Source organism: Kineococcus gurbantunggutensis (assembly GCF_050871925.1).
GTDB lineage: Bacteria > Actinomycetota > Actinomycetes > Actinomycetales > Kineococcaceae > Kineococcus.
In genome coordinates, this window is sequence record NZ_JBJLSG010000167.1 from 1 (window position 1) to 10591 (window position 10591).

Here is a 10591-nt window from a genome sequence, read left to right on the forward strand (position 1 = left end):
GGACCGTGAACGGTCCCGGGCCCCCGCGCGTGCCGGTGGGTCGGTGCGGCTCAGCGGCCGGTGTCCTCCGCGGCGTTGTCGTCGTCCACGCCGCGGGCGAAGCGGGACTTCGCGCGCGGGGCGGCGGTGGGCGCGGCGCCGGGCTGCGCGCCGCGCACGCGCCCGTCGACGTGCTGCTGCAGGCGGGCGGCCATCTCCTCGCGCTGGCGGCGCAGCAGCACCACCGAGAGCAGCACGGAGACGACCGCGGCGATGAGCAGGGCCAGCCAGCCCTTGGCGCCCAGGGCGCTGACGACGACCAGGCACAGCACGAAGATGCCCAGCCGCATGACGGTGTACTTCAGCGTCGCCCCCACCTCACACCCCCGCGTACGAGTGCAGGCCGGGGAAGAAGATGTTCACCACGACGTAGTTGAAGATCATGCACGCGAAGGCGAGCACGGACAGCCAGGCCGCGCGGCGGCCGTCCCAGCCGCGGGTGGCGCGGGCGTGCAGGTAGCAGGCGTAGACGACCCAGATGACGAACGTCCACACCTCCTTGGAGTCCCAGTTCCAGTAGCGGTTCCAGGCCACCTGCGCCCAGACCGCGCCGGCGATGAGGGTGAACGTCCACATCACGAAGGCGACGGCGTTGAGGCGGAACGCGGTGCGCTCCAGCTCCACGGCGCCGGGCAGGGCGTCCATGAAGGCGCCGCCGGGCCGGCCGCCCGAGACGCGCACCCGCTCGCGCTTCTCCTGGGTCAGCTGCAGGACGGTGGCGGAGAAGCCCAGGGTGGACAGCGCGGTGGCCAGGATCGCCACGAGGACGTGGATGATCAGCCAGTAGCTGTCCAGGGCGGGCACGAGCTGGCTGGCCTCGACGTAGAAGCTGCGCAGCGCGATGCCCAGGGTGGCCAGGACGGGCCCGGCGACGAAGGTGCCCAGGTAGCGGGCGTCGCGGCCGCCGCCGAGGCCGGCGCGCCGGGCGCGCACGACGGCCGCGAGGTAGCCGACGGCCACCACGAGCGAGCCGGTGAGGGCGAACTCGAACATGTTGCCCCAGGGCACGCGGTGCACGGAGACGCCGCGGGCGATCACGGAGCCCAGGTGCAGCAGCGCCGCCAGGGTGAACAGCGAGGTGCCCACGGCGGCGCCGCGGCGCCGGCGCGCGGCGGCGGGCTCGGTGAGCACGGTGCCGGCCTCGCCGGTGCCGCCGGTCGCGCCGACCCCGGCGGCCCGCTCGCGTCGCCGGCCCTCGCGGGCCTTGATCTCCTTGCCGCCCTCGGCCAGGTCCGCCGCGTAGGCGATGAAGGAGCCCAGGTAGGCCGTCATCGCCGAGTACAGCAGCAGGTTGCTGACCTGCGCGACGTTCTCGTCGACGGTCATCGTCCCTCCTCCGTGCGGGCCCCTGCCCGCGCCTCGTCCGCACCGCGCCCGCCCGCGCCGCGGGCCTCGCCGTCGTGCTCGTCCCCATCGTCGCCCACCGGGGCCGGTGGCGGCGACGCCGCCGCCCCCGCCGGTGCCGCCGCTCCCGCCGCGCCCGCGGCCGCGCGCAGCCGGTGCAGCACCCCGTCGACCTCGAACGCCAGGCCGGCGTCGTCGCCGCGCGCCAGGCCCGCGACGACGACGTCGCTGCCGCCGCCGGCGGCCGGGCGCACCCGCACCCACGCGCGCCGGCGCGGCAGGAACAGCGAGAGCACCAGCCCGGTGGTGGCCAGCAGCGAGAACACCAGCGCCGGGGTCTGCCCGGGAGTGCGCCGCACGTCGATGGAGGCGTAGCGCTTGACGCCCTCGAAGCTGACGCTGCCCAGCCCGCCGGGCAGGTCCACGCTCTCGCCGGGGGCGAGCTGGATCGCGAAGGGCCGCCCCTGCGCGTCGAGGACCTGCGTCAGGCCGGTGCCGTCGAGCTCGTAGACGTTCTGCGGCACGCCGTCGTCGAGGCCGAGGTCGCCGGTGAAGGCCTGCATGACGAGCACGGGGTTGGCCAGGTCGGGGAAGCCGGAGACGGGGTTGCCGTCGGCGCCGACGGTGGCCGAGGGCAGGAAGACGCCCTGCAGGCCGATCTGCACCGGCTCGCCGGCGGCGTCCAGGGCGTCGGGGACCTTCACCACGCCGGTGGAGTCGTAGTTGCCGGTCTGCGGCAGGAACGGCGTGGCGCCGTCCTGCACGACGTTGCCGGACCCGTCGCGCACGACGACGACGGGGGCGTAGCCGTTGCCGGAGAGCGAGAGCTGGGTGCCGCCGACCCGGGCGGGGTGGTTGACGCGGATGGTCTCGGTGCGCGCCTCCTCCCCGGGGCCGTCGGTGAGGGTGACGTTGGCGGCGAAGCGGCGCGGCTCGCCGATCTGGGAGGTCTGCTGCGCCTCGAAGGCGACGTCCATGGAGTCCAGGCGCATCGAGAACGGCGGCACGTCGGAGGGGTCGGCGCCCACGCCGGAGGTGAAGCTGTCGAACGTGGTGCCCACCATCGTCTGGCCCTCGACGACCAGGCGCTGGCCGGAGTAGGAGAACAGCGAACTGGAGGCGACGGAGACCAGCAGGCCCACCAGCGACAGGTGGAAGAGCAGGTTGCCGGTCTCGCGGTGGTGCCCGCGCTCGGCGGCCACCGAGCCGCCGCCGGCCTCCTCGCGCACCTGCACGCGGAAGCGGCGACCGCGCAGCACGGAGCGGGCGGCGCGCAGCACCCGCTCGGGCTCGGCGTCCAGGTGCGCGGCGCGGTGCTCGGGCAGCCGGTCCAGGCGGGCGGGGGTGCGCGGCGGCTGCGAGCGCAGCGCCCTGGCGTGCACGCCCACGCGCGGCACGACGCAGCCGATGAGGGAGATGAACAGCAGCAGGTAGATCGCCGAGAACCAGACCGAGGAGTACACGTGGAAGCCCTGCAGGCGCTCCACCCACGGGCCGGCGGTGGGGTGCTCGTCCAGCCAGCGCGCCACGCCGGCGGGGTCGTTGTTCTGCTGGGGGAACGTGGAGCCGGGCACGGCGGCCACGGCCAGCAGCATGAGCAGGAACAGCGCGGTGCGCATGCTCGTGAGCTGGCGCCAGCAGTAGCGGGCCAGCTCCAGCGGGGCCAGCGGGGCCGCCTGCGGGGCGGGCGCGCGGCCCCGTCGCCCGCGCCGCCCGCGCGGGGCGGGCCGGCCGGGCTCGTCGGGTCGCTCGGACCGGTCGGGCTGCGCGTCGGGGTACGCGTCGCGCAGGTCGTCCAGGTGCGTCTCGTCGGTACGGGCCATGAGCCTCAGATCACCGTCTCGAAGTTCGCGGTGGGGCCGCGCAGCCACCCCATGATCTCGTTGAAGCCGTCGGTGACGAGCAGCGCGCCGATGACGACGAGCAGCGCCCCGCCGAAGGCGTTGACGGCGCGGGTGTGCCGGCGCAGCACGCCCAGCGCCCGCATGCCCCGGCCGTAGCCGAGGGCGACCAGCACGAACGGCAGCCCCAGGCCCAGGCAGTAGGCCACGGCCAGGCCGGTGGCGCGCGCGGCGGTGCCGCTCTGCCAGCCCAGGGCGACGATCGCGGCGAAGACCGGGCCGATGCACGGGCCCCAGCCCAGGCCGAAGACGACGCCGAGCAGCGGTGCGCCGAGCAGGCCCGCGCGCGGGCGCCAGCGCACCTTCAGCTCGCGCTGCGCCCACAGCGGCGAGGCGAGCACGAGCACGCCCAGGGCGACGACGACGGCGCCGAGCAGGCGCTGCAGCAGCACCGAGTGCGCCTGCAGGGCGTACCCGAGGCTGCCGACGGTGAAGTTCACCAGGACGAAGACGGCGGAGAACCCCAGGACGAACAGCAGCGACCCGGCCAGCAGCCGGCCGCGGCGCTGGCGGGCCAGGTCCTCGCCGGTCAGGCCGGTGACGTAGCCGAGGAAGCCCGGCACGAGCGGCAGCACGCACGGGGAGAGGAAGGAGACCAGCCCCGCCAGCGCCGCCAGCGGCACCGCCAGCAGCAGGGGCCCGGCGGAGACGGCCTGCTGCAGCTGCCCGGTCACGCCGGCGCCCCCGTCGGGGTCGCGCCCTCCGCCGCGCCCTCGGGTGCCGGCGCGGCGCCGGCGTCGTCGAGCAGGGCGGACAGCGTGGAGGCGCTGGCCGGCCCGGACACGCGGGCGGCCACGCGGCCCTCGGCGTCCAGCACGATCGTGGTGGGGGTGGCCTGCGGGGCCACGCCGCGCAGCGCGAGCATCGCCTGGCCGGACTCGGCGTCCAGCACGCTGGGGTAGGTGATGGAGTAGCTGCGGTTGAACGAGCGCGCCACGTTGGCGGTGTCGTAGGTGTTGATGCCGACGAAGCGCACGCCGCGGTCGGAGTACTCCTCCCACACGCGCTGCAGGTCGGGGGCCTCCTCCCGGCACGGCCCGCAGGAGGCGAACCAGGTGTTGAGCAGGACGACCTGGCCGCGCAGCTGCGCCAGGTCGATCTCCTCGCCGTCGATGCCGGTGCCGCTCAGGGTCAGCGGCTCGCCGCGCTCGGCCTCGGGGGTCTGCACGATCGTGCCGTCGCCGGCGACGTAGTTCTGCCCCTGCGCCGCCGGCAGGCCGTCGCCGCCGCCGCAGCCGGCCAGCAGCGCGCTCGCCAGCAGCGCCCCGGCCAGCGCGCGGCGGCGGGCGGGGGTCGGCGCGGGGGCGCGCATCACGCCCCCGGCACCGGGTCGGCGCCCACGAGCAGGTCCGCGCACGGCTCGCTGTAGGACACCGACACCAGGCGGCGGCCGGAGAACTCCAGGGAGGTCACCGACGCCAGCGCGCACTGGCGCTTGCGCGGGTCGTGCCACAGCGGGCGGTGCTCGGCGCGCAGGCGGGTGACCCACACGGGCAGCTGGTGGCTGACCAGGACGGACTCGCGGCCGGGGAAGGCGTCGCGCGCGTCGCGCACCACGGCCGTCATCCGCGCCGCCTGCTCCTCGTACGCCTCGCCCCAGCTCGGGCGCAGCGGGTTCCACAGCCGGGGCCACACGCGCGGGTCGCGGATCGAGCCGGCGCCGGCGGTGACGCGGCGGCCCTCGAAGCTGTTGCCGGCCTCGAGGATCCGCTCCTCGGTGCCCAGCGGCAGCCCGTGCGCGGCGGCGATGGGGGCGGCGGTCTCCTGGGCGCGCTGCAGGGGGGAGGCGGTGACGGAGGCGACGTCGCGGGTGGAGAAGTGCAGCGCCAGGCGCTCGGCCATCGCCCGGCCGCGCTCGGAGAGGCGGTAGCCGGGCAGGCGCCCGTAGAGCACCCGCTCGGGGTTGTGGACCTCGCCGTGGCGCACGAGGTGCACGACGGTGCGCCCGGCGCCGGCGCGCGGCTCGGCGCCGGGGGGCGCGCTGGGCCCGGGCACGTCCCCGGAGCCGGTCACGGGAGGGACGCTCACAGCGACCCGGCCCCCTGCGCGGCGGCGCGCGCGGCGTGCGGCAGGGCCTCCAGGACCCGGCCCAGGGCCTCCTCGTCGTGCGCGGCGGAGAGGAACCACGCCTCGAACGCGCTGGGCGGCAGGTGCACGCCGCGCTCGAGCATGGCGTGGAAGAAGGCGCGGAAGGCGCCCAGGTCCTGCCGGCGGGCGTCGTCGTAGTCGCGCACCTCGTCCAGGTCGGTGAAGAAGACGCTGAACATGCTGCCGGCGGTGCTCACCAGGTGCGGCACGCCCTCGGCGGACAGCGCCGCGGAGGCCGCCTCGCGCACGGTGCGCGCCGCGCCCTCGACGGCGGCGTAGACCTCCTCGGTGCACCCGCGCAGCGTGGTCAGGCCGGCGGCGGTGGCCACGGGGTTCCCCGACAGGGTGCCCGCCTGGTAGACGGGGCCGGCGGGGGCCAGGTGGGCCATGACGTCGGCGCGCCCGCCGAACGCGGCGGCGGGGAAGCCGCCGCCCATGACCTTGCCGAAGGTCAGCAGGTCGGGGGCGTGCTGCGGGCCCAGGCCCTCGTGGCCGTACCAGCCGGCGCGGCTGACGCGGAAGCCGGTCATCACCTCGTCGGAGATCATCAGGGCACCGTGCTCGCGGGTCAGGCGGCGCAGCTCGGCGGTGAAGCCGGGCCGCGGCGGCACCACGCCCATGTTCCCGGCGGCGGCCTCGGTGATGACGCACGCGATGCGCTCGCCGTGCTGGGCGAACACCTCCGCCAGCGCGGCGGGGTCGTTGTAGGGCAGCACGAGGGTGTCGGCGGCGGCGGCGCCGGTGACGCCGGGGGTGTCCGGCAGCGCGAACGTGGCCAGGCCGGAGCCGGCGGAGGCCAGCAGCGCGTCGACGTGCCCGTGGTAGTGGCCGGCGAACTTCACGACCACGGGGCGGCCGGTGAAGCCGCGGGCCAGGCGCACCGCGCTCATGGTCGCCTCGGTGCCGGAGCTGACCAGGCGCACCTGCTCGACGGGCTCGACGCGGGCGACGATCTCCTCGGCCAGCTCCACCTCCCGCTCGGTGGGGGTGCCGTAGCTGAAGCCGAGCTCGGCCGCGGCGCGCACGGCGGCGAGGACGTCGGGGTGGGCGTGGCCCAGGATCATCGGGCCCCACGAGCACAGCAGGTCGACGTACTCGTTGCCGTCGGCGTCGGTGAGGTAGGGCCCGCGGGCGGAGGCGGTGAAGCGGGGCGTGCCGCCGACGGCGCGGAAGGCGCGCACGGGCGAGTTCACGCCGCCGGGGATCACGGCGCCGGCCCGGTGGAAGAGGGCGGCGGAGGCCGGGACGGCGGCGGTGCCGGTCCGGTCGCGGTCGGGGGTCGCCGGGGTGGGCGTCGACGCGGTCACGGGCTCCAGTGTCGCAAGCTCCGGGCGGTGCGCCCTCCGCAGGGGTGTCTACGACGCTGCGTCGTGATGAACCTCACGGGCCGCCTCGCGCCGGTGGCGCGGGGCGGGCACGAGGCCGTGCGCGCCGCCGGGCGCGGGCACGCTCCGGGTGGCGCCCAGCTCGCACTCCCCGGCCGCCCGCGGCGGGGCCAGCAGGTAGCCCTGGGCGTACCGGGCGCCCAGGCCCGCGGCGTGCGCGAGCTGCTCCGGCGTCTCCACGCCCTCCACGACGACCTCGCAGCCCAGCTCGTGCGCCAGGCCCACCGCGGCGGCGGTGATGCTCACCGAGCGCGGCGACGCCCCCAGCGAGGCGGTGAAGCCGCGGTCCACCTTCAGCTCGTCGACGGGGAAGTCGCGCAGGTACGCCAGCGAGGAGTAGCCGGTGCCGAAGTCGTCCAGCGCCAGGCGCACGCCGCCGGCGCGCAGCTCGCGCAGCGCCGGCTGCACGTCGGTGCCGTGCACGAGGGCGGTCTCGGTCAGCTCCAGGGTCAGCGCCCCCGGCGGCAGCCCGGCCTCCCCCAGCGCGCGCCGGACGGTGCCCACCACGCCGGGCTCGGCGAGCTGGCGGCCGGAGACGTTGACGGCCAGGCGCAGCCCGGCGGTGCCCGGCCCGGCGGCGCGCCAGGCGGCGACCTGCCGGCACGCCTCGGTGAGCACGTGCCGGCCGAGGGCGACGACCAGGCCGCTGGCCTCGGCCACGGGCACGAACCGCCCCGGCGGCAGCAGCCCGTGCTCGGGGTGCTGCCAGCGCACCAGGGCCTCCACGGCGGCCACCCGGCCGGTGCGCAGGTCGGTGATCGGCTGGTAGTGCACGCGCAGCTCGCCGTCGTCGACGGCGCGGCGCAGCCGCAGGCTCTCGGCGAGCACGTCGCGCCCGGCCAGGCCGGCGCCGGCGTCGCGGCGGTGCAGCTCCATCAGCTCCCCGGCGGCGCGCGCGAGGCGCTCGAGCACGGCGACGTCGGCGGGCCCGAACGCGCGCGGGCGCACGTCGAGCGCGCACAGCGAGCCCACGGGCAGCCCGTCGCGCCCGAACAGCGGCACGCCGGCGTAGGCGCGCAGGTGCGGCTCGCCGGTGACCAGGGGGTGGTCGGCGAAGCGGGGGTCGGCGGTCAGGTCGCCGGCGAGCACGGGCTCCCCGCCGGAGACGGTGTGGGTGCACAGCGACAGGTGGCGCGGCAGCACGGCGGTGGGCACCCGCACGTGCGCCAGGTAGTGCTGCTCGTGCGCGCCCATCAGGGACAGCCCGGCCACCGGCGCGTCCAGGGCGCGCGCGGCTGCCTCGACCAGGGCCTGCAGCGCGGGGTCGCCGGCGGCCTCGGCGGAGCGGTAGCTCGCGGCGGACGCCAGCCGGTCGCCCTCGTGGGCGTGGAGCGGAGCGGTGGGCACGAGGGGTGTGTCGGACCGCGGTGGTCCCCCCTCCAGCGCCGCGGCGCTCTTTCACCCGGGCGGATCACCCCGTCACCGGCGGTGGCGGCGGATCGGGGCGAACGGCTGCGCCGGGGCGCGCGGTGGGGGCATCGTCGTGGCACCCCGTCCCCGGACCCCGGAGCAGCACCGTGCGACCCGCCCCCCGCCCCACCGGCCCGGCACCCCTGGCCGCGACCGCCGCCCTGGCCGCGCTCCTGCTGCTCACCGCCTGCGGCGGCACCACCGGCGGCGGCACCGGCGGCGGGAGCGCGGCCCCCTCCCCCGGCGCCGGCTCCTGCGAGGGCCTGAGCATCGGCGTGTTCGCCGCGCTGACCGGCCCCTACGCCAACCTCGGCGGCAACGTGCGCGACGCCGCGCTGCTGGCGGTGGAGCAGCACAACGCGCGCGAGGGCGCCTGCGAGGTGGGCCTGCGCGAGTACGACTCCCAGGGCGCCCCCGAGCAGGCCACCGGCCTGGCCGCGCAGGCCGTGCGCGACGAGGAGGTCGTCGGCCTGGTGGGCCCGGCGTTCTCCGGGGAGTCCAAGGTGGCCTTCCCGGTGATGGCCGAGGGCGACCTGGTGGGCCTGTCCACGGCGACGAACCCGGCGCTGACGGCGAACGGGTGGACGAACTTCTTCCGCACCCTGTCCAACGACGCCACGCAGGGCCCGGCCGCGGCGACGTACCTGCGCCAGCGCGGGGCGCAGCGGGTGTTCGTCGTCGACGACGGCAGCGAGTACGGCAAGGGCCTGGCGGACCTGGTGCGCCAGGGCCTGGGGGCCGCGGTGGCCGACAGCGCGACGGTGCAGACCGGGCAGACGGACTTCTCCGCGGTGGTGACCGCGGTGCGCGCCTCGGGCGCGGACGCGGTGTACTTCGGCGGCTACTACGCCGAGGCGGGGCTGCTGGTGCGCCAGCTGCGCGACAACGGCGTGCAGGCGCTGTTCGTCACCGACGACGCCGCCAAGGACCAGGGCCTGCTGGACACCGCGGGCGCGGCCGCCGAGGGCGTGGTGCTCACCTGCCCGTGCCTGCCGCCGGAGGAGAGCGGGGGCACGTTCGCCGCCGACCACCGCGCCCGGTTCGGCGCGGACCCGGGCACCTACGCGGCGGAGTCCTTCGACGCGGCGAACGTCCTGCTCGCCGGCCTGGACGCGGGGCGCACCACGCGGGCGCAGCTGCGCGACTTCGTCGCCTCGTACACCGGCACCGGCGTCAGCAAGGAGTGGGGCTTCACGAGCACCGGGGAGCCGACGTCGACGTCGGTGTGGACGTACGTGGTGCGCGGCGGCGCCATCACCACCGGCGAGCGGGTCGGCTCGTAGGGCGGGGCCCCCGGCCGCGCCGCCCGGCCGGGCCGCTCAGCCGCGCCGCCGCCCGGGCACGGCCAGGGCGGCCAGGGCGGCGGCCAGGACGGCCAGCCCGGCCCAGGAGGCCGCCGGCAGGCGCTCGCCCAGCACGGCCACCCCGAGCACGGCGGCGACGGCGGGCTCGGCCAGGGTCAGCGTCGTGGCCGTGGAGGCCGGGGTGCTGCGCAGCCCGCGGCCGAAGAGCCGGTAGGCCAGGTACACGGTGAAGAGCGCCAGGTGCAGGGCCACCGCCGCCCCGCGCGGCTGCGCCAGCCAGGAGGTCCCGCCGGCCAGGACGAGCGGGAGGACGAGCACCCCGGCCGCGCCGAACAGCACGCCCACCACCGCGCCCGAGGGGTGCCCGCGGGCGATGAGCCGCCCGCCCACCAGCGAGTAGGCGCCGTAGCAGGTGCCGGCGGCCACGGCCGCCGCCACGCCCGGCGCGTCCACGGGCGCGCGGTGGCCGCTCAGCCCGGGGCCGAGCACGAGCAGGGCGCAGCCGAGCACCGCCGCGGCGGTGGCGCCGGCCCAGCGCGCGCCCGGCCGGTCCCCGCCGGTGGCCCAGGCCAGCAGCCCGGTCACCACCGGCGCCACGCCCAGGGCCAGGACGGTGGCCACCGCGACGCCGGTGCGCGCCACGGCCGGGTAGAAGGTGGCCGGGTACCCGGCCACCGCGAGGGCGCCCAGGGCCAGCAGCCACCGCTCGCGCGGGGAGCAGGCCGCCGGCAGCGCCCGGGCGCCGCGGGACGTGAGCAGCAGCAGCAGGCCGCCCAGGACGAGGCCGGCGCAGCCGACCGCCGCGGGCGCGGCGCCGGCCGGCGCGAAGGAGGCGGCGGTGCCCGTGGTGCCCCACAGCACGGCGGCGGCCAGGACGGGCAGCGGGCCGCTCCACGGCCCGGCGCGGTGGGCGAGGGCGGTGCTCAGCGCGCGCACCCGCGCGGGACGACCACGAGACCCCTCCCCGGCGGGCGGGTCCGGCGCCGCCCCCCGCGCCCCACCCTGCCCGCCAGCCGGCCGCCGCACCAGCAGGGGCTCCCCCGCCGGTCCCGCGGGCCGCTCCCGCGGGCCGGTCCCGCGGGCCGCTCCCGCGCCTGCTCGCGCGCGGGGTCAGCCGCGC

At 77.7% G+C, this 10591-nt stretch carries 10 protein-coding genes; 1 reads left to right on the plus strand and 9 read right to left on the minus strand.

All coding sequences use genetic code 11. From position 1 onward, the window contains the following. Positions 1 to 50: 50 nt before the first annotated feature. Genes ACRYR7_RS21530 through ACRYR7_RS21565 form a run of 8 tightly spaced genes read right to left on the minus strand, consistent with a single transcriptional unit; the run spans position 51 to position 8104 of the window. Positions 51 to 356, minus strand: coding sequence for a DUF4229 domain-containing protein (locus ACRYR7_RS21530; RefSeq protein WP_432574161.1), 306 nt, complete (start codon positions 354 to 356; stop codon positions 51 to 53). A 1-nt stretch (position 357) separates the two neighbouring features. After that, on the minus strand, positions 358 to 1365 hold the full coding sequence (gene ccsB, locus ACRYR7_RS21535; RefSeq protein WP_432574162.1) for a c-type cytochrome biogenesis protein CcsB: 1008 nt from the start codon (positions 1363 to 1365) through the stop codon (positions 358 to 360). Next, a complete protein-coding gene (resB, locus tag ACRYR7_RS21540; RefSeq protein ID WP_432574163.1) occupies positions 1362 to 3206 on the minus strand; it encodes a cytochrome c biogenesis protein ResB in 1845 nt (614 codons plus the stop codon). The genes ccsB and resB overlap by 4 nt, the downstream gene beginning before the upstream one ends. Positions 3207 to 3211: 5 nt before the next feature. After that, complete coding sequence (locus ACRYR7_RS21545; protein ID WP_432574164.1) at positions 3212 to 3958, minus strand: cytochrome c biogenesis CcdA family protein; 747 nt, start codon at positions 3956 to 3958, stop codon at positions 3212 to 3214. Next, complete coding sequence (locus ACRYR7_RS21550) at positions 3955 to 4596, minus strand: TlpA family protein disulfide reductase (RefSeq protein WP_432574165.1); 642 nt, start codon at positions 4594 to 4596, stop codon at positions 3955 to 3957. Before ACRYR7_RS21550 ends, ACRYR7_RS21545 begins: the two co-directional genes overlap by 4 nt. Beyond that, the gene (locus ACRYR7_RS21555) at positions 4596 to 5279 is read right to left on the minus strand and encodes a histidine phosphatase family protein (protein WP_432574170.1); all 684 of its coding nucleotides are present in this window, start codon (positions 5277 to 5279) and stop codon (positions 4596 to 4598) included. The genes ACRYR7_RS21550 and ACRYR7_RS21555 overlap by 1 nt, the downstream gene beginning before the upstream one ends. 29 nt (positions 5280 to 5308) lie before the next feature. Beyond that, entirely contained in the window at positions 5309 to 6679 is a 1371-nt protein-coding gene (hemL, locus tag ACRYR7_RS21560) for a glutamate-1-semialdehyde 2,1-aminomutase (protein WP_432574166.1), read from the minus strand. 48 nt (positions 6680 to 6727) lie between these two features. Beyond that, positions 6728 to 8104, minus strand: a complete 1377-nt coding sequence (locus tag ACRYR7_RS21565; protein ID WP_432574167.1) for a sensor domain-containing phosphodiesterase — start codon at positions 8102 to 8104, stop codon at positions 6728 to 6730. A 170-nt stretch (positions 8105 to 8274) separates the two neighbouring features. On the opposite strand from ACRYR7_RS21565, the gene ACRYR7_RS21570 reads away from it, so the two are divergent. Next, the gene (locus ACRYR7_RS21570) at positions 8275 to 9450 is read left to right on the plus strand and encodes a branched-chain amino acid ABC transporter substrate-binding protein (RefSeq protein ID WP_432574168.1); all 1176 of its coding nucleotides are present in this window, start codon (positions 8275 to 8277) and stop codon (positions 9448 to 9450) included. 36 nt (positions 9451 to 9486) lie between these two features. On the opposite strand, the gene ACRYR7_RS21575 is transcribed toward ACRYR7_RS21570, so the two are convergent. Next, entirely contained in the window at positions 9487 to 10407 is a 921-nt protein-coding gene (locus tag ACRYR7_RS21575; protein WP_432574169.1) for an EamA family transporter, read from the minus strand. Positions 10408 to 10591 lie beyond the last annotated feature (184 nt).